This is a genomic window from Paenochrobactrum sp. BZR 201-1, from assembly GCF_044987585.2.
Taxonomy (GTDB): domain Bacteria; phylum Pseudomonadota; class Alphaproteobacteria; order Rhizobiales; family Rhizobiaceae; genus Paenochrobactrum; species Paenochrobactrum pullorum.
In genome coordinates this window covers 37891-56283 of record NZ_JBJDRZ020000023.1, presented here as the reverse complement: position 1 = coordinate 56283, position 18393 = coordinate 37891, and the positions used below count along the sequence as shown (strand labels likewise).

At 44.0% G+C, this 18393-nt stretch carries 17 protein-coding genes and 3 tRNA genes; 8 read left to right on the top strand and 12 right to left on the bottom strand.

The window, feature by feature from the left end; genetic code table 11:
• The first annotated feature begins 29 nt into the window (after positions 1-29).
• The gene (locus ACI0FR_RS13140) at positions 30-251 is read left to right on the top strand and encodes a DUF2842 domain-containing protein (protein WP_404906215.1); all 222 of its coding nucleotides are present in this window, start codon (positions 30-32) and stop codon (positions 249-251) included.
• Here the strand turns inward: ACI0FR_RS13140 and ACI0FR_RS13135 are convergent.
• On the bottom strand, positions 205-1257 hold the full coding sequence (locus ACI0FR_RS13135) for a tyrosine-protein kinase family protein (protein ID WP_404906216.1): 1053 nt from the start codon (positions 1255-1257) through the stop codon (positions 205-207). The two genes, ACI0FR_RS13140 and ACI0FR_RS13135, sit on opposite strands and share 47 nt — an antisense overlap.
• A gap of 280 nt (positions 1258-1537) precedes the next feature.
• Between ACI0FR_RS13135 and ACI0FR_RS13130 the strand changes: the two genes are divergently transcribed.
• Positions 1538-2128 (top strand): polysaccharide biosynthesis/export family protein, encoded by a 591-nt coding sequence (locus tag ACI0FR_RS13130; RefSeq protein WP_404906217.1) that lies wholly within the window; start codon positions 1538-1540, stop codon positions 2126-2128.
• 140 nt (positions 2129-2268) lie between these two features.
• Positions 2269-3765 (top strand): undecaprenyl-phosphate glucose phosphotransferase, encoded by a 1497-nt coding sequence (locus ACI0FR_RS13125; RefSeq protein WP_404906218.1) that lies wholly within the window; start codon positions 2269-2271, stop codon positions 3763-3765.
• A gap of 65 nt (positions 3766-3830) precedes the next feature.
• Here ACI0FR_RS13125 and ACI0FR_RS13120 read toward each other — a convergent pair whose 3' ends face one another.
• Complete coding sequence (locus ACI0FR_RS13120) at positions 3831-4805, bottom strand: quinone oxidoreductase family protein (protein ID WP_404906334.1); 975 nt, start codon at positions 4803-4805, stop codon at positions 3831-3833.
• Positions 4805-5569 (bottom strand): phosphatidylcholine synthase, encoded by a 765-nt coding sequence (pcsA, locus tag ACI0FR_RS13115; protein WP_404906219.1) that lies wholly within the window; start codon positions 5567-5569, stop codon positions 4805-4807. The genes ACI0FR_RS13120 and pcsA overlap by 1 nt, the downstream gene beginning before the upstream one ends.
• 227 nt (positions 5570-5796) lie before the next feature.
• Between pcsA and ACI0FR_RS13110 the strand changes: the two genes are divergently transcribed.
• A complete protein-coding gene (locus tag ACI0FR_RS13110) occupies positions 5797-7005 on the top strand; it encodes a UbiH/UbiF family hydroxylase (RefSeq protein ID WP_404906220.1) in 1209 nt (402 codons plus the stop codon).
• Positions 7006-7083: 78 nt separating this feature from the next.
• Here ACI0FR_RS13110 and ACI0FR_RS13105 read toward each other — a convergent pair whose 3' ends face one another.
• Together ACI0FR_RS13105 and ACI0FR_RS13100 are read right to left on the bottom strand one after the other, a co-directional pair.
• Positions 7084-8634 (bottom strand): DEAD/DEAH box helicase, encoded by a 1551-nt coding sequence (locus ACI0FR_RS13105; RefSeq protein WP_374833258.1) that lies wholly within the window; start codon positions 8632-8634, stop codon positions 7084-7086.
• 308 nt (positions 8635-8942) lie between these two features.
• Entirely contained in the window at positions 8943-9719 is a 777-nt protein-coding gene (locus ACI0FR_RS13100; protein WP_374833256.1) for an NAD kinase, read from the bottom strand.
• Positions 9720-9875: 156 nt separating this feature from the next.
• Between ACI0FR_RS13100 and ACI0FR_RS13095 the strand changes: the two genes are divergently transcribed.
• The 4 genes from ACI0FR_RS13095 (at position 9876) to ACI0FR_RS13080 (ending at position 13075) form a co-directional block, all read left to right on the top strand.
• Positions 9876-9951, top strand: a tRNA-Thr gene (locus tag ACI0FR_RS13095).
• Between the two features lie 511 nt (positions 9952-10462).
• Positions 10463-10729: a hypothetical protein gene (locus tag ACI0FR_RS13090; protein WP_404906221.1), complete on the top strand. Its 267-nt coding sequence runs from the start codon at positions 10463-10465 to the stop codon at positions 10727-10729.
• A 333-nt stretch (positions 10730-11062) separates the two neighbouring features.
• Positions 11063-11830 carry a hypothetical protein gene (locus ACI0FR_RS13085; RefSeq protein WP_404906222.1) on the top strand — a complete coding sequence of 256 codons (768 nt, stop codon included), beginning with the start codon at positions 11063-11065 and terminating at the stop codon, positions 11828-11830.
• A gap of 750 nt (positions 11831-12580) precedes the next feature.
• Positions 12581-13075 (top strand): DUF2165 family protein, encoded by a 495-nt coding sequence (locus ACI0FR_RS13080; protein WP_374833250.1) that lies wholly within the window; start codon positions 12581-12583, stop codon positions 13073-13075.
• Positions 13076-13151: 76 nt separating this feature from the next.
• Here ACI0FR_RS13080 and ACI0FR_RS13075 read toward each other — a convergent pair whose 3' ends face one another.
• From ACI0FR_RS13075 to ACI0FR_RS13045, 7 genes are all read right to left on the bottom strand, one after another.
• Positions 13152-13625, bottom strand: coding sequence for an OsmC family protein (locus ACI0FR_RS13075; RefSeq protein ID WP_404906223.1), 474 nt, complete (start codon positions 13623-13625; stop codon positions 13152-13154).
• 252 nt (positions 13626-13877) lie between these two features.
• Positions 13878-14612: a GGDEF domain-containing protein gene (locus ACI0FR_RS13070; RefSeq protein ID WP_374833246.1), complete on the bottom strand. Its 735-nt coding sequence runs from the start codon at positions 14610-14612 to the stop codon at positions 13878-13880.
• Positions 14613-14869: 257 nt separating this feature from the next.
• Positions 14870-14945 (bottom strand) — tRNA-Val (locus ACI0FR_RS13065).
• Positions 14946-15164: 219 nt separating this feature from the next.
• Positions 15165-15240, bottom strand: a tRNA-Val gene (locus ACI0FR_RS13060).
• A gap of 359 nt (positions 15241-15599) precedes the next feature.
• A complete protein-coding gene (gene gatA, locus ACI0FR_RS13055; protein WP_374833244.1) occupies positions 15600-17081 on the bottom strand; it encodes an Asp-tRNA(Asn)/Glu-tRNA(Gln) amidotransferase subunit GatA in 1482 nt (493 codons plus the stop codon).
• A gap of 94 nt (positions 17082-17175) precedes the next feature.
• On the bottom strand, positions 17176-17463 hold the full coding sequence (gene gatC, locus ACI0FR_RS13050) for an Asp-tRNA(Asn)/Glu-tRNA(Gln) amidotransferase subunit GatC (protein ID WP_404906224.1): 288 nt from the start codon (positions 17461-17463) through the stop codon (positions 17176-17178).
• A gap of 120 nt (positions 17464-17583) precedes the next feature.
• Positions 17584-18291, bottom strand: a complete 708-nt coding sequence (locus ACI0FR_RS13045) for a metal-dependent hydrolase (protein ID WP_404906225.1) — start codon at positions 18289-18291, stop codon at positions 17584-17586.
• Positions 18292-18393: the final 102 nt, after the last annotated feature.

The following is an 18393-nucleotide window of genomic DNA, read 5'->3' as shown; positions in this document are numbered from 1 at the left end:
GAATTATAAAAATCTTCGGGAGAGAAACATTGCCAGTGCGTTTGAAAAAACTGATCGGAACTTTTTTGCTGGTTTCGCTGGTGATAATTTATGCATTACTGGCAACAATCATTGCGGTTGCCCATTTAGGTGATGCAAGTGTCTGGGTGCATTTGCTTTATTTTGCCATTACCGGTCTGCTGTGGATTGTACCGGCTATGGGCATTATCTGGTGGATGGCGCAGCCGCCTCGCTCGCGTGCAGACGTATAAAAGATATATAGCCGTTTTGGGCTAAATCCTTTGCATGGTCTGAGATGATTTCGCGTTCACTATTATAAATGGTGAGCGCGATTTGCGTTTTATCGGTAATGAGAGCCGTAATATCTTCTGCCCATGAAGGCCCGCATTCCAGTACCACACAATCATAAACTGTCTCGAGCGCACCAATGATAAGGCTCAAATCTTTTTCATTGAGCATTGCTTCAGACGGATTTGAAGAACCAAGTGGCATTACATGGGCGTCAGAATAATGATCGGCATGTATCGCATCTGCAAAGCGCACACGGCCAATTAGCAGATCGGTCAAACCAGCCTCATAATGACCATCAAGCATAGTAGCGCTGACGGCTCCCGTTCCGGTCATATCAACGAGAATTACACGTGAACCACGATCGGCAAGTTCACGCACCAATTCAAGGGTTACCACGGCACCGTTATCACCTTCGGCCGAGATTGCCACAATCCGGCTGATATCCAAATAATGCAATGCACGAGCAAAAGAATTGATCGTATAATCAATATCCATTTTATCGAATGTCGAGCCAAAATCAGACAGATTGATGCCACTTTGCAGCTTTGGTTTTTCTTCGCTCATCACATTATCTTCATCAGATTTTTTCACCAGCGATCCGTTTTGCAAAGACCTGCGCAGCTCATCTTCAATCACATTTTTTTGTTCGATGAAAGGTGCAATCAGCGCTCGTCCGCTCATCAGCTCCGACAAAATAACCATCGTGGCAATAAGCAAAATTCCACTAATGCAGCAAGCACTGATGATTTTAAACGATAAAACAGCATGCGAGCTACCGGTTTTGAGGCTGGCTGCAATTAAAATATCCGGGTAAATCAAATAGCAGACAACCCAAGCAATCAGCCCCATGAGAGCCGCACCGCCAATAATCAGATATGAATTATGTAAGATGCTTTTAAAAAGAACAGTGCTGTCAATGTCAGCTTCTTTAAATGAAAAGCCTCTTTTCATGTCCTTACCGGACATCCCCAAACTCCACTGACGTCATACTCCCGATATTCGAGAGAAAATCTAATTAAACTTCATCACTTAAGCATTAACGTCAAACTGGCAAGAGACATGTTTTTATATGATTTTAAACGAATGAGTTGATTTTTATGATAAAATCAACTCCACCCAACATTCTTTACTCTGTATTAACCTTAATTATTTGATAAAGGATGTGAAGCTTTATGATAAATAATCGGGAATCAATGTATCAAGCTATGTAAATTAACATAGGCTTGATATTTCCTAAGGGGCAGTGATGTTTGGTCAGCTAAAGTCAAATAATGGCAAAACAAAATGTGCATTTCTTGCCATTGCTGCTGTTTGCCTCTCACTTAGCGGCTGCTCCGGCTATCGCCCTGCTCCCGATAGTTTCTACAAAGTACTCAATCAACCTTATATATTGGATGCCGGTGACCGCATTCGGGTCACTGTCTTCGAACAAAGTGATCTGACCAATACCTATAATGTGGATCCGGCCGGTTTTATTTCCTTCCCACTGATTGGTAATATCCCTGCCCGTGGCAAAACTTTGAAACAGCTGGAAGCAGAAATCAGCAATCATTTACGCAATGGCTATTTGCGCCAACCGAATGTCAGCGTTGAAATTGACCGTTATCGCCCTGTCTTCATTATGGGAGAAGTGGGGGCCGCCGGACAATATAGCTATGTGCCCGGTATGACTGCACAAAAGGCAATTGCGGCCGCTGGAGGCTTTAGCCCTCGCGCCAACCAAAGCGATATCGACATTACGCGTCAGATTAAGCAAGAAATCATTACAGGACGCGTGATGATTTCCGCACCTATTATGCCGGGTGACACAATTTATGTACGCGAGAGACTATTTTAACGTAAACATATCTAATATTTTTTGCAGTTGTTTTTCTGCCGTTCATACTGTTTTTAAATAAAAAATTACAGGGTTTTTACACTATAGCATGTTAAAGCCTTAGGTTCTGATCTATCATTTTCCGATGTGAGGCTTTCTCCGTGAGTGACAATACAAATGGCCAGTCAACGAACACCAAACCGGTGATCCTCAATCCGATGGCTGCGCAAGTTGCCGAGCAATACAGGAGCAATACTTATTCTCCTGTCATGTTTTGCGGTTTGACCCGTATTGCAGAATTTACTGCCGTCACCATTGTCGGCCTTGCTTGCTTTTTCTTATATGTTGGGTTTTCTTCCAAGGTCTGGTTTTATTATCCATTTGTCAGTCTTTGCGGGGCGGCATTTTATCTCTTTTTCATGGAGATAAATGATGGCTACCAACTCTCAGCTTTAAGAACTCCGCGTAAATATTTAAGTCGTCTTTTTCTGGCATGGATTTCTGCCTTTACAGTGCTGACGGCGGCTGCCTTTTTGCTCAAGGTTTCGGCAGATTTTTCACGTGGCTGGTTTTTGCTTTGGTTCGTTTCTGGTTTCATTATCCTAACCTTGATGCGCGCGATTACCGCTTATAAAATCCGCTTATGGGTGCGTGATGGCACGATGGAACGGCGCGCAGTGATTGTTGGCGGCGGCGGTAATGCCGAAACATTGATCCGCTCTTTGGAAGCACAGCCTGAAAATGATATCCGTATTTGCGGTATTTTTGATGACCGTGACAACCGACGTTCGCCACCTATTGTGGCCGGTTACCCCAAGCTTGGCAATATATCCGAACTGGTTGAATTTGCCCGTATCGCCCATATTGATATGCTGATTGTATCGATACCCATTTCTGCCGAAGAACGTGTCTTGTCGCTCTTGAAAAAGCTGTGGGTGCTGCCGGTTGATATCCGCTTATCTGCACATAATAACCACCTGCGTTTCCGTCCGCGTGCTTACTCCTATATCGGCAACCTGCCGATGCTCGATGTGTTCGACAAACCAATTACCGATTGGGATTCTGTCGCTAAACGGATTTTCGATATTGTTTTCAGCATTATCGGCATTATCATTTTTTCACCGATCATGTTGCTGACAGCCGTCGCGATCAAACTAGACAGTCGCGGCCCTGTGTTTTTCAAACAAAAGCGCCATGGTTTCAATAATGAAGTGATTGAGGTATGGAAATTCCGCTCAATGTATCATGAGCAGAGTGATTTTAACGCCAAAGTAACAGTCAGCCGCAATGATCCGCGCGTTACACGCGTCGGACGTTTCATCCGTAAATCTTCAATTGATGAATTACCGCAGTTTTTTAATGCGCTTGGCGGCTCACTGTCTCTGGTCGGCCCTCGCCCGCATGCGGTTTCTGCTATTTCGCACAATCTGCTTTATAATGAAGTGGTGGATGGCTATTTTGCTCGCCACCGCGTTAAACCAGGCGTGACTGGCTGGGCACAGATAAATGGCTGGCGCGGTGAAATTGATAATGCCGAAAAAATCCGTATGCGCACCGAATTCGATCTTTATTATATCGAAAACTGGTCACTATGGTTTGATCTGAAGATTTTGCTTCTAACCCCCATCCGGTTGCTCAATACAGAAAACGCCTATTAAAACGGACAATAAAAAAGCGGCTTTGATCATTCAAGGCCGCTTTTTTATAAATTATCATTCACGTTTTAAGGAAGCAGGATTGTTCCGCCGGTGGTTTTGCGCCCCTCTAAATCCTCATGCGCCTGACGGGCATCTTTCAGTGCATAGGTTTGGTTGATATTGATTTTCACCACACCTTTAGCCACCACATCAAACAGATCCTGAGCCGTTCTTTCCAGCTCTTCACGCTTGGCGATATAATGGAAAAGTGTTGGACGAGTTACAAACAACGAACCTTTTTGTGACAAAAGCCCCAGATCAAATGGCGGAATAGAACCGGAGGACTGGCCGAAACTCACCAGCATGCCGCGGAATTTCAACACATCCAGCGAACCCATATAGGTATCTTTTCCGACGGAATCATAGACGACATCAACACCTGCACCATTGGTGATTTCTTTAACGCGCTCAATGAAATTTTCTGTATTATAATTGATGACATGATCAAAACCATGCGCAAGGGCAAGATTGGCTTTTTCTTCCGAACCGGCAGTACCGATAACGGTTGCGCCTAAATATTTTGCCCACTGCCCAGCAATCAAGCCCACACCACCGGCAGCGGCATGGAACAAAAGCGTAGTACCTTTTTGAACCTTAAAAGTCTGGCGCAGCAAATATTGCGCGGTCATGCCTTTGAGCATCATGCCAGCTGCTTGCTTCAAATCCACTTCATCCGGCACAATCACCAAACGGTCGGCTGCAACAATGCGTTCATCCGCATAAGAACCGGGAGAGCCGACATAAGCAACGCGGTCACCAACCTTTACATTCGTGACACCTTCACCGACAGAAACCACAATACCTGCACCTTCATTACCGGGGGTAAAGGGGAGCTTTTCTGCCTTGTAAAGGCCGGTACGGAAATACACATCAATGAAATTTACACCAACCGCGACATGACGAACTTTGGCTTCACCTGCTTGTGGCTCGCCAATTTCCGCTGTTTGGTATTTTAGTTCTTCCGCGCCACCCGTTTGCGATACGCTGATTGCATTGATCATCATATGCTACCCTTCAAACTTTTACCTGAACTACCAAGTTTTGGAAAAAACTGCATAATCGCACCGATGCAATACATATAAAGACCTGCAACGGAAATTGCTACACGCAGCCATAATGGTGCATCGAGCATGTAATAAAGTGCGACGATCCCCAGCACACACCAGAGCAGGAAAATGCTCAAATTAAGCTTACGCAAGCGCACAACCCGCACTGGGTGCAGAAAGTAAATCGGCAGGAACGAGAGAATGGCCGAAACAACGACAATGCTGAAAGCGACCCATTCGCCCGGGCGCACGATAAACAGCGTGAAAACCACCATATTCCACACAACCGGAAAACCTTTAAAGAAGTTTTCGCGCGTTTTCATCCCCGTGTCGGCGTAATAAATCGCACTTGAGACAACGATAATGGCACCGGAAATGAAGGACAGATTTTGTCCCATAAAACCGCTTTGATAGAGCGCAAAAGCGGGAATTAAAACATAAGTCACATAGTCGATAATATTATCGAGCAATTCGCCCGACCAATTTGGCAGGACATATTTGACTTCGAGTTTGCGGGCAATTGGTCCGTCGATACCATCGACAAAGAGTGCCAGGCCTAACCACCAGAACATTGCTGTCCAGCGCCCATCGCTGGCGGCGACGATTGACAGGAATGCCAGAAACGAGCCGGATGCGGTGAGTAAGTGAACCGAAAAAGCCTTGGCCTGTGGTGCCGTAACTTTTTTCACTTTGATCTTATCTGCAAATTTGCTTTTCACGCTCTTAACCGTTTCTGTCTTTATCTCTTATAAGCTGCAATATCAGCATGAATTCAGATGGTTTTCTATCAGCCTTTGGCGATAGCATGCAAACCACAAAATAAAACTGCCATTAAATGCACGTTTTCTCTCATTAGCCTTTACACCGTTAAATGCTATAAAAGCCAGCAAGACTTATATTCTGTTGAGGAATCAACGAAAGCGTCTTCATATTGAGGATAAGTTTAATGGAACATGGCCAGACAAGAGATATTATAATCAATGGTGGCGGACCTACCGGTATGATGGCAGCGTTAGCGCTAACAGGACGTGGCTATCATGTCACCCTGATCGGCCCTGAAACCGATAAAGATGACCGGCGCACGACTGCTTTGATGAATCCGGCAATTCAGTTTTTGGAAAGCATCCATGTCTGGGATGCAACTCGTCCCAAAGCTGCCGCTCTTTCTTCCATGCGTATTATTGATGGCACCAAACGCTTGGTGCGTAGTCCGACCGTCACCTTCAGAGCATCCGAGCTTGGTGAGGAAACCTTTGGTTTCAATATTCCAAACGCGCACCTCAATGAAAAGCTTAGTGAAGCAGTCGCAACTGATTCTCGTATTGAGCGCATTTATGCGATTGCAGAAAGTTTTATCTCCCATAAAGATCAAGTTGAACTGACCCTATCGGATGGTCAACTATTCAACACACGGCTTTTGGTTGCCGCAGATGGCCGCAACTCAGGCGCCAGAGGTGCTGCTGGTATCCACACACATAAATGGGCTTATCCGCAAACGGCGGTTGTTTTATGCTTCAGCCATGAACGCCCGCATGAAAATATCTCCACAGAATTTCATACCGAAACCGGCCCGTTCACTCAAGTTCCCTTGCAAGGCAATCGCTCCAGTTTGGTATGGGTCGTGGATCCGGCACAAGCAACCACACTTTTGACAATGAGTGTGGAGCAGCTTTCCCGTGAAATTGAAAAACGCATGCAATCCATGCTCGGCGGGGTGAGTGTGGAAACTGTTCCGCAAGCCTGGCCTCTTTCAGGACTGGTACCTCATGTTTTTGCCGCCAAGCGCACAATTTTAATTGGTGAGGCAGCGCATGTGTTTCCGCCAATCGGTGCACAAGGGCTTAATCTGGGTACGCGTGACATTGAAACCATCCTGATTGCCTTAAAAGCTGATATCAGCGATCCGGGCAATGATCGGGTTATCCGTCAATATGATCGTTTACGCCGCCCTGATATTTTGGCGCGCACCGGCTCGGTAGACGCTCTAAACCGTTCATTGCTGTCACCAATGTTGCCGGCACAGATTGCACGTAATCTGGGTTTGGAAATGTTGCGCAATTTCATGCCATTACGCTCATTCTTCATGCGTGAAGGTTTGCGTCCGGGCAGCGGCTTCAACAAGCTTTTGCCCGCCTTTTCGAAACGTAAAGCATAAATAAAGAACAGAAATAAAAAAGCCGGTCTAATGACCGGCTTTTTTTATTGGCAATCGGCTTTATTGATAATCAGATTGTCAGTTTGAATGACTGTTACCGATATTGATTTCAATCAGCATGAATGCCGGAATATCATTACCGAAACCAATTGGAGACGGGAAATCATCATGGTCACGACGATGATTGTTACGACGATTTTGCTGATCGTTTTGAGTACGCATGCGGCGCTCTTCATTTAATGCACGGATCTGATCACGACGACTGCCGGCATCGGCTGCAACATTTTTATGCTGGCCTACAAAAATCGGCACATCATCAATAATCGGCTGGGCTGCCTTGCTCAAATCTTGCGGCATCTCTTCCGTCACGCGTGGCTCTTTTTCAATGGCACGCAGGTCTTTATCCGTATTATGCACTTTTTTAGATTTATTTTTATGATCACGACCGCGGCGATTACTGGTTTTTTCCTCGGTTTCATCAACCGCAGGCAAGGTGGACAAATCACCATCCAGCCATTCGATTTTTTGGTTGATCATCTCTTCAATCGCTGAAAGCGGTTTCAGATCGGCTTGTGTTACGACAGTAAAAGCTTTGCCCGAACGGCCTGCACGACCAGTACGGCCAATACGATGCACATAATCTTCTGCATGGATCGGCACATCAAAGTTGAACACATGGCTGACATCAGGAATATCAAGACCGCGGGCTGCTACATCGGAAGCCACCAAAAGCTTCAAACGACCTTCTTTGAAGTTACTCAGCATCATCGTACGCGAGCGCTGATCCATGTCGCCATGCAACGCACCGGCATCAAAACCATGTTTGACCAGTGAGCGGAACAGCTCGGAGACATCTTTTTTGCGATTACAGAAAATAATCGCATTTTTCAGATCAGCTTCTTCCGCATTAATAATATCACGCAAGGCTGCGCGCTTATCCCATGGCTTTTTGCCGGATTTGATCAGGCGCTGCGTTACTGTCTTTGCGGTTGAAGACGCTTTTTCCGTTTCAATCCGTACCGGTGAATGCAGGAATTGCTCGGTCAGCTTGGTAATTTCCGGCGGCATGGTGGCCGAGAAAAACAAGGTCTGACGGGTAAACGGAATAAGTTTACAAATACGTTCAATATCCGGAATAAAGCCCATATCCAGCATACGGTCAGCCTCATCAACAACGAGGATTTCCACGCCATTGAGAAGCAATTTACCGCGTTCAAAATGGTCAAGCATACGGCCGGGTGTTGCGATCAAGACATCGGCACCCCGTTCAAGCTTACGTTCCTGCTCTTCAAACGACACGCCACCGATGAGCAGAGCCACATTGAGACGGTGGTTGATACCGTATTTGATGAAGTTTTCTTCTACCTGTGCAGCCAGTTCACGGGTTGGCTCCAGAATAAGTGTGCGCGGCATACGGGCACGGGCACGACCTTTTTCGAGCAAGGTCAACATAGGTAAAACGAAAGAAGCAGTTTTACCTGTTCCTGTTTGTGCAATTCCCAACACATCTTTACGTTCAAGGGCTGGCGGAATAGTGCCTGCCTGGATGGGTGTTGGGGCTGTGTAGCCTGCCGTTTCTACAGCTGAAAGCACTTTCGGGGAAAGTCCGAGTTCGGCGAATGTTGTCAATGGAGGCTTAGCTCTCTTAGCTTGGGTTTAGTGATCATATTAATCTGAGTTAGCATTATAAAATGCCAAAAATGACAGAAAGAATATGCTTATAAATGTACAGACATTTATCTTTAGCTTTCCGTTAAAAGGAAGAACTGCAAAAGTCAACAAAAATGGCGTTTTTGTTGGATTTTGACCCGTCAATTCATGAATTTTGCTTAAATTTTAACCTGTAATGGCCGATTTAATGTAAAAAACACAAATAAGACATTTGATCTCTCTCTTGATGAGATGAACAATTTATCTGCTCATTATAATGTGCGTCATCAATTATGCCGGAATTGCTCGGTCAAAATCCGTTCATCCCATGAATGGTTTTTATCAAACAGAATATTGATTTTGCTGTTACGGGCTTCACGGATCGTGACACTCAATACGGATTTGACTTCCTTATTATCCGCAACTGCATTCACGGGCCGCTTGTCTGCCTCCAATATATCAAAACGTACAGTCACATTTTTAGGTAAAAGTGCCCCGCCCCAACGGCGCGGTCGATAAGGGCTTACAGCCGTCATTGCCAAAAGCGGTGCTTCCAGTGGCAAAATCGGTCCCTGCGCCGACAAGTTATAAGCAGTGGAACCCGCAGGCGTTGCCAGCATGACACCATCACAAACCAGCTCTTCCAGCCGCACTTTATCATCAATGGAAATCTGTACCTTTGCCGCCTGATACGATTGGCGGAACAAAGAAACTTCATTGATGGCCATTGCGACCACCTCGCCCCCGCTTGCCGCTTTGGCACGCATTCTTAAAGGCCGGATCGTTTCCAATTGTGCATCAGACAAACGTTCAGGCAGTTCCTCAACATGAAATTCATTCATCAAAAAACCAACAGAGCCGCGATTCATCCCATAGACCGGTTTTCCAGTATTCATAAAGTCGCGTAATGTCTGCAACATCAAACCATCACCACCAAGGGCGATAATCACATCTGCATCTTCTATTTTTACCTGACCATATCGTGCAACACACAAAGATTCGGCTTCAAGCGAATCTTTCGTGCCGGAAGAAATGAAATGATAGGTCTTAAATTCACGCGACATATGTTTTTACAGGCTCCGTAAGTGCCAAACTGTGGACGAGTTGGTGAGTTTATCCATAAAAAGGGGTAGCACAGCTAAAAAAACTTAGCCAGTCGACGTTTTTTTAGATTTTGGCCTTTACTCTTTGAATTAATATGCTATTTCAGCATCAAGGTTGCCCTTATAGCTCAGTTGGTAGAGCACCTGATTTGTAATCAGGGGGTCGCGAGTTCGAGTCTTGCTGGGGGCACCACTTTTCTCTTTAAATGTTGCATTAATATAATAATATTAGTCACTTAGCATTATGTGACAGTATTAAATCCTAAATTATCAAGTCTGAAATACCACTGATTTCATCGATGCTTTGGTTTTTCGCCCTTCACCTTTCACAAGCTATAAAAAAAACAGCGCCACTTAACAAGCGTGTTTGATTCGACCTATTTGTGTGTAACCTTTAAAATAAAATTTGACTCTTATTTACATATAGAACAAATTGGGAACAAGTTTCCATAAGTGATAAATATACCTATTAATGGACATAGTTTTACAAAGCAGATTGCTTTGTTCTGATTTTGGATCGACTAAATGCGAATACCTGCCTGCTATTATCTGGAAAAACCAATAGTACAATTGATGGTCTTAATAATCGCTATTCCAGAACGCTTGCCAGCTTTGACGAATGGAAACCACCGCCAGATGAGCAATTCAGCGGCAAAATCGGTTATATCTGTATTCTGTCGCCTGACGATTTCCGGTGAGGTTAAATGACATCTTCTCCAAAAGGGTGGAAAACCCGCTATAAGGCCAGCGACCTAGCAGATCATCAAAGGCTGGAGATGACCTGCAAAAAATGCGGCCGCCTTGTCTATATTAATAAAACTATCATCAGCTCCATTAAAGGGCATGAACAACTTTATCTGGATGAAGTGGAGCAACGTGCGCGCTGTAAGGCGCAAGGTTGCCGTGGCTCAATGCGGATGGCGATGGTACGACTTGATGAGCTAAGCGGTTTTGTCGGCGGAATTGCATGAAAATCGGCAGTTTTTAACTTGACGCAGAGATATGACGCTTTTTGTAGAAAACACCATAAAAATGCTTGAAACTCCGATAGCGGATATCTTTTAGTCAATCATGTCAGCAAGAATTGCAATATTTCTTGTTTTTGATCATGATCAAGACCTGACATAATCACTTTAAAGCAGACATAGCCGAGATACTGTTCGTTCATGTTATATAAAAAAACAGACATTCCGGTGCCTTTACATCTGCGTATGTTATGAGCGAAACAATCCACAAACTATTAAAGATTCTTGCTCTAAAGATTACGACGTAATTTTTAAAATGTGAATGAGTGTACCTTCAGCATGGATAAACTAAAACAAAACTACCGCAATGCTCTGGAAAATGCTTTACGCGCGCAAGATCCGTCTACCGCTGATGCTATTGAAAAGGTTATCAATAACCTGCAATCGACAAATGAGAAAATGATTTCCAAAAAGGAAGCCACACTCTCAGCTGAAAAAATTGAAAAAATCCGCTCAGTATTTGATCAGGCTGCAAACGAATTCAGAAATGAACACAATAAAAAATCTGCAAGTTTTAAAGAGATTTTTGAAAAGTCCGTTAAAGGTTTTGAAACAAAAATCTCTTTGCTGAAAGGTGTTATTATTGGTGTTGCGGCCACTGTGGCTACCGTTATTTTACTGAACGAAGTTAGCCTGATTTATATTTCGTTCAAAAATGATATCAAGGCACAGACAGAACTTTATAATAATTATACCAAGGAGAGAAATCTCGCTCGTCTTGCCAATGAATATTTAATTAAAGTCACAGATGAAATTAAAAACCTACAGGCTACCAAACCAGATGAGTTAACCAAAATTGCTGGTAAAAACTTTGTTTCACTGAATAAAATAGATGAAGCATTATTTAAAGCCCGACCTAAACAACTAGCGGGCTCAGAAAATATTATCGTACGTGCTGACAAAAAAGCTTATAAAGTCCTTATGAATTCAAACTTGTGCTCTGTTATAGCAATTGATCAACCCAAATTAGTGGATCCAAAACGCAAAAATAAAAAACGGACTTGCATGCATTTTGGCTACTGGAATGAAGCGGGTCAGAAATTGTAACGAATTAATCGACCTTAGTTGCGTTCGCGTACCCAGAGGTACCAACATATGCATTTGATTAATTGGGATAGTCAGTTGTGATCAACATTGAAAATGGGCATAATCCTTAATGTGGAAAATTTAAGAGAAACAGAAAACATCCTCTTAACACAACGGCAAAATTTGACCTTACGAGTCTTGGAGATGACTGCCATGGTCTGCCTGAAATGCAAGCACGACCATGAAACTACCATAATAACTAGTAATGCTCTTCATAAAGCTGCCAGGCTTTCCGGTTTATTGGCATAATCAGCCTTCCTGCTCAATTGTGCAAAGCATCCGTGATCCTTACGCAAGTGCCGCATCAGCCAGTTTATCAAGGTTGCAAATAATGTCATCTGTTTGGGTGCCAATTAATGCAACCAAGACATAAGCCTATAAGGCAGAAAATCCGCCTGTCAGTTATTGTTTATTTCGTATCGATACTCTTTCAAGGCCAGAATTATCATCATTCAGATAGATTTCTTTGAACGGGATTAACTGTGTTCAACTTCTAATCCCCCTCAATAAATTTTGGTTTGATTGCCATCATAAAATAAACTTAGACAGATTCACGCGCCCATTAACCTTAAAACTAAGTTATGATTGATGCTTTTTTTCACTGGATCTATAAAAAAGATGCAAACCGTGTTGAGGTTTTCGTATCGTACGCTTTCGGAATAGCGATTACTAACTCACGCCCTTTAACTTTCGTAGATACGGATTTATAAAATGGTTTTACGACTATCTAAAGCCCTTATGGTGCTGGCAATCGCATTCTTCGCTACACTTGTAGCTTTTGGAAATATCACCGATTACGGATCAAATTTTGCATTTGTGCATCATGTGTTCCTAATGGACACAATCTTCCCTGATGCAACAATCAAGTACCGTGCGATTGAAAGTGAATGGCTCCATCATACCGGCTACATAGGCATCATCACACTTGAAACACTGACGGCTTTAATGTGCTGGATTGGTGGTTTTAAACTTTTGATTGCACGTAATGACAGCGCCGCATCGTTCAACGCTAAGAAGAACTGGGCAATTGCCGGTTTGACACTTGGCTTTTTGACATGGCAGGTTGCATTTATGTCTGTTGGTGGGGAATGGTTCGGCATGTGGATGTCGAAACAGTGGAATGGCGTTCCCGATGCATTCCGCTTCTTCATCACCATCATTACTGTTCTGATTTATCTTGTACAGCCTGATAAAGACCACGCATAATAGCAACAAGTATAATTATAAAACCGCCCCATCCCAGTCGGGCGGTTTTTTTTAACAAAATTAACGGCTCTGACAATCAGGCCACTTTACGCAACTCGATATTTTTCCATTCGCTTGAAAATTTGACACCACTTCCACGGAAAAGTTGTGTCATCGGGCAACGTCGTTCAACTTCATATGCGAAGGCTGCAAATTTCTCAGCGTCCAAATTGGTTTCAACTGTAATATCGAGATGGACATCAGAAAAATTAGAAACACCCTCTTCACCAAAGACCAGTACGCTATTATCAAGATGACTGTTGAGTTCAATCGACCACTCACCAAGCTTAATAGACGGATCTTGTGAAGCAATGATCTGAGACGTTACCTGCGTGCAGGAAGACAAAGCAGCAAGGGCATAATCAAGCGGGCTTGGCGCACTATTATCGCCGCCAAAGGCACTGTGGCCAACAACATCAATGGTGAGCGGAGTGCCATTAATCTCCAGTTTTTGCTTTACAACCGAACCTTTGCCAGTAAGTGAAAATGGTATTTTTGAACCTTTAGACATAGCCATCCCTTTTGATCGTTAAGGCAAGCTTTAGAAGGTTCGGCAAAAGCAAACAAGAAATACAAATTCTGCTATAATGTTATGATTAAATGCAATTTCCTTGACCGCATATATATGTAGTTTCTACAGCTCATTTTAATAGTTAGTGCCACTAATAAGAATAAGACTCGATCTTCTAAAGCTTAATTAGGCGCTTTTCTTATCCCGCTTAAAACGTAATTCCAGTCAAATACATTCGACTATATTCCGTCTTCAACTCACTAATGGAATTTTTAAATTTCTCTCGCTCTTTTTACGGTAAAGTTTTTTATCTGATAAAGACATAACATCTTCGAAACTTTGGCCTGTTCTCACTGCAATATATCCGACAGAAACAGACAAACCCTGATCAACTTCCAGACGTTTTTTCTGCAACAGCTTGTCAGCTTGTTTGCTGATAAGTGCGACGGTATTATCAAGATTACTGCATGAAGCTTTCGGAATAAATGCGCAGAACTCATCACCACCGATACGAGCGATCAAACAATCAGGTGGGAGTACACTCTGCATAGCTTCTGCTACAGCAATCACTGCATCATCGCCAACGGGATGGCCATATTGATCATTGATATCTTTCAAATAGTCGATATCAGCAATTAAGAACCAGCCTCTCACACGAGCTATTGTCGCCGCCTTAAATTGCTCTATAAAACTTCGCCGATTAAGCAATCCGGTTAAGGGATCAACGTTAGCGAACAGAGCTAGCTCATTGGCTTGCTTGACTGCATTACGATACGATTCTTCTAATCGCTCCAAGCGTGAAAACCAGAATATTCCCAAAGGGACAGCAATAAGAAAAGGCAAACTTAAACGAACAATAATCGTAATTGTATCAGAGTTAGCACCTGTTAAATAACGAACAAATGTGGATATTGATATGGATGCAGCGGCAGCAATTACAGAAATTACTACTGTACGCTTCCAAACATATGTTGATGGTAATCGCAATCCCGCCCCCAAGATGAGAAACCATAATACGAAGAAACACCTAACTATGACATATGTATATATGTTACGTCCGCGTTTAAACCCTCAGCCGCACTACTCTTTAGTAGGAGTTTTTATACGTACGAAATGCTATTCGATGTATGGTCATATGACTTCAGCTGACCATCAATTTTTAAGAAGAATATTTCTTTCTCATCCCGCCACCATACGGGAAGTATTCTAAAAATGCTAAATATAATCAATGCTTTAATTTAGAATGGTGGGCGATGAGAGACTCGAACTCCCGACATCTTCGGTGTAAACGAAGCGCTCTACCAACTGAGCTAATCGCCCGCAGTTGAATGTATCAACTGTGTGGCTGCTTATTACGAGATAAATTTGACAGTTGCAAGCATAAAATTCAACAAACACAATTATTTATCGGGAAAAAGACCTGATTTATTTGATTAAAAACAAGCCGGATTATATGGATGAAATGACAAAAAAATCATACATCCCATATGCAAGAAGCATGCATAATTAATACTGAAATATTATGGGAATGTTTTAAAATGGTGGGCGATGAGAGACTCGAACTCCCGACATCTTCGGTGTAAACGAAGCGCTCTACCAACTGAGCTAATCGCCCGCAGCTGATTGTATCAACTGTGTGAGCGTCGTTTAAGCAATAAATCTGACTCGCGCAAGCACCAAATTCAAAAAAAGCGCATAAAAGTGCGAAAAACACAAAAATAGTTTTAATTTCTCAATCATTACATCCGAAAATTGTAAAAAAATATAATAAAACAAACCTTTAGCTGTATTTACCCCTTAGATATATGAAACATTTTTTACGATCATATCCTTGACTGGCGCCTCCAGCACATAATTTTTAGTCACATTTATGATTCTGATAATTGAGAAAAATAAAAACCGGCACAGTTTTACAACTATGCCGGTTTCAAACAAATCATGCACTCAATGAGTGCTTAGTATCAAAATTGATGCTTACCACCATTTAGCCGGTGAAAAACGGCCTGCGGCTTGCTCGATGACATGAGCAGCCTGGAATAATGCTTCTTCACCAAACGGACGGCCAATGAGCTGCAAGCCTAAAGGCAAGCCATCAGCATTCAAACCGGCAGGAACCGACACACCCGGCAAACCAGCCATATTCACAGTCACAGTGAAAATGTCGTTCAGATACATTTTTACCGGATCGGCCGCCATTTCAGCATCAGCCACTTTAAAGGCTGACGAAGGCGTGGACGGGGTGAGAATCATATCCACACCCTGATTAAAGGCGTCTTCAAAATCCTTTTTGATCAATGTGCGGACTTTTTGTGCTTTCAAGTAATAAGCATCATAATAACCGGCTGACAGCACATAGGTGCCGATCATGACGCGGCGCTTGACTTCCCAGCCAAAGCCTTTGGCACGGGTCTGCTCATACATGTCGGCAATGTCTTTGCCCGGAACGCGAAGGCCGTAACGAACGCCATCATAACGTGCCAGATTGGACGAAGCTTCAGCAGGTGCAACGATGTAATATGCAGGCAGCGCATATTTCGTGTGCGGCAGAGAAATATCGACGATCTCGGCACCGGCGTCTTTGAGGAAAGCAATACCCTGCTGCCACAGCTTTTCAACGTCTTCAGGCATACCATCAACGCGATATTCTTTTGGAATACCAATGCGCATACCTTTAATAGATTTGCCGAGAACCGCTTCGTAATCCGGAACAGGCAGATCAAAACAAGTGCTGTCTTTGACATCAAAAGAAGCCATGGATTTCAGCATAATAGCTGCATCGCGCACGTCGCGGGTGATCGAGCCTGCCTGATCAAGAGATGAGGCAAAAGCAACGGTGCCCCAACGCGAGACACGGCCATAGGTCGGCTTGAAACCAACGGTACCGGTGAAAGCTGCCGGCTGACGGATCGAGCCGCCAGTGTCGGTTGCTGTGGCTGCAACGCAAAGATTGGCCGCAACGGCGGCCGCTGAACCACCTGAAGAGCCACCAGCGGTCAATTTTGCATCCGAACCATTGGCGCGCCATGGATTGGTGACCGGACCGTAGAAAGATGTTTCATTGGAAGAGCCCATCGCAAACTCATCCATATTGAGCTTACCGAGCATCACCGCACCATCAGCCCAAAGATTGGCGGTGACAGTTGATTCATATTCCGGCTTGAATCCATCCAGAATATGCGAGCAAGCCTGTGTATGAACACCTTTGGTTGCAAAGAGATCTTTGATGCCGAGGGGAATGCCCTCCAATGCACCGGCCTCACCTTTGGCCAGACGCTCATCAGATGTTTTAGCCATCTGACGTGCATGATCATGGGTCACAGCAATATAAGCATTAAACTGGCTGTTGGCGGTATCAATCGCGCTTAAATAAGCTTCAGTCAGTTCGGTCGCTGTAATCGCTTTGCTTGTTAACTTATCACGCGCTTCAGCAATCGTAAGTGCGGTTAAATCGGTCATTGTTTAATCCTGTTGATGCGCAGATCGCGCAAATTTCTGTAGTCCCGCCAAGTGACAATTCATTAAAAGCAGCGTTATTGCGCGCTTGAAATAATTATTCGACCATTTTTGGTACAACGAAAAAATTGTCTTCTGTTACAGGTGCATTGGCGACAATGGCTTCGGCAATATTGCCGTCGCTGACAACGTCGTCACGCAAGCGCATTTTCATTGGCATAGCAGATGTCATTGGCTCGACGCCGTCTACATTCACTTCATCAAGCTGAGCAACAAAGCCCAGCATATTATTAATTTCGCCCGTCATACGCTCTGCATCGTCATCGCTGATCGCGATGCGCGCAAGGTGAGCAACGCGTTTGACTGTAGTAATATCAACGGACATTCTGAACTCCGGAAATTCTGTTTAAAGCCATAACAACAGATCTGCTTTGGCATCATTTAACAACGGCTATAACGCTGGCTTGGCTGTAGCGCAATATTGTTGACGCATTTTCAAGCGCAATCAATAATTTTGCAAGGTTCCGGCCGCAGCTGCCACCACTTTTGTTTGCTTCGCATCTTCCATCGCCTTAATGAAATTATCAGCTGTTTTTTCAAGCACCGAGAATGAACCATAATGCGCAGGCAATACTGTCTCAAACGACATGAAACGCTGGCAAGCCAAAGCGGCTACTGCACTGCCCATCGTGAAACGATCACCAATCGGCACGATACCGATTTCCGGCTGATGCAATTCATTGATCAAAGCCATATCGGAGAAAATATCCGTATCGCCCATATGATAGAGTGTCGGCTCATCCTCAAAATGGAACACCAGACCATTGGCATTGCCCAATGAATGCGAAACACCATCCTGGGTAATTGTTGCAGATGAATGCAAGGCATTGACGTAGGTCATGCTGAAATCATCCATAAAAGTCGTGCCACCCGTATTGCCGGCTTCCGTCTTTTCAACGCCTTGATAGGCAAGCCATGCAGCCAGATCGGCATTAGCCAGTACGACTGCCCCATGCTCTTTGGCAATTTGTACCGTGTCGCCGATATGATCGCCATGACCATGTGTAAGTGCAACATGGGTGACACCTTGCGCGGCTTGTTTGAGATCAACACCTGCAAAGCCCGGATTACCGGTCAAAAACGGATCAATCAAAATAACACTATTGGCGGTTTCCACCCGAAACGCCGCATGTCCAAGCCAGGTGATTTTCATTCACTTTTCCTCAAGATTTCTTTATGCGCAGTTATGACGCTATCCAAAATAACATCAACCCGTGATAAATGGCCATGATAAATGGTATATATGTCAAATAAT

What these genes read in the sequence shown, in the direction of transcription:
- ACI0FR_RS13090 (WP_404906221.1), top strand. Translation starts at nt 10,463, where the DNA reads ATGACATCTTCTCCAAAAGGGTGGAAAACCCGCTATAAGGCCAGCGAC.
- ACI0FR_RS13080 (WP_374833250.1), top strand. Translation starts at nt 12,581, where the DNA reads ATGGTTTTACGACTATCTAAAGCCCTTATGGTGCTGGCAATCGCATTC.
- ACI0FR_RS13130 (WP_404906217.1), top strand. Translation starts at nt 1,538, where the DNA reads ATGTTTGGTCAGCTAAAGTCAAATAATGGCAAAACAAAATGTGCATTT.
- ACI0FR_RS13045 (WP_404906225.1), bottom strand. Translation starts at nt 18,291, where the DNA reads ATGAAAATCACCTGGCTTGGACATGCGGCGTTTCGGGTGGAAACCGCC.
- gatA (WP_374833244.1), bottom strand. Translation starts at nt 17,081, where the DNA reads ATGACCGATTTAACCGCACTTACGATTGCTGAAGCGCGTGATAAGTTA.
- ACI0FR_RS13110 (WP_404906220.1), top strand. Translation starts at nt 5,797, where the DNA reads ATGGAACATGGCCAGACAAGAGATATTATAATCAATGGTGGCGGACCT.
- gatC (WP_404906224.1), bottom strand. Translation starts at nt 17,463, where the DNA reads ATGTCCGTTGATATTACTACAGTCAAACGCGTTGCTCACCTTGCGCGC.
- ACI0FR_RS13120 (WP_404906334.1), bottom strand. Translation starts at nt 4,805, where the DNA reads ATGATCAATGCAATCAGCGTATCGCAAACGGGTGGCGCGGAAGAACTA.
- ACI0FR_RS13135 (WP_404906216.1), bottom strand. Translation starts at nt 1,257, where the DNA reads ATGTCCGGTAAGGACATGAAAAGAGGCTTTTCATTTAAAGAAGCTGAC.
- ACI0FR_RS13075 (WP_404906223.1), bottom strand. Translation starts at nt 13,625, where the DNA reads ATGTCTAAAGGTTCAAAAATACCATTTTCACTTACTGGCAAAGGTTCG.
- ACI0FR_RS13085 (WP_404906222.1), top strand. Translation starts at nt 11,063, where the DNA reads ATGGATAAACTAAAACAAAACTACCGCAATGCTCTGGAAAATGCTTTA.
- ACI0FR_RS13100 (WP_374833256.1), bottom strand. Translation starts at nt 9,719, where the DNA reads ATGTCGCGTGAATTTAAGACCTATCATTTCATTTCTTCCGGCACGAAA.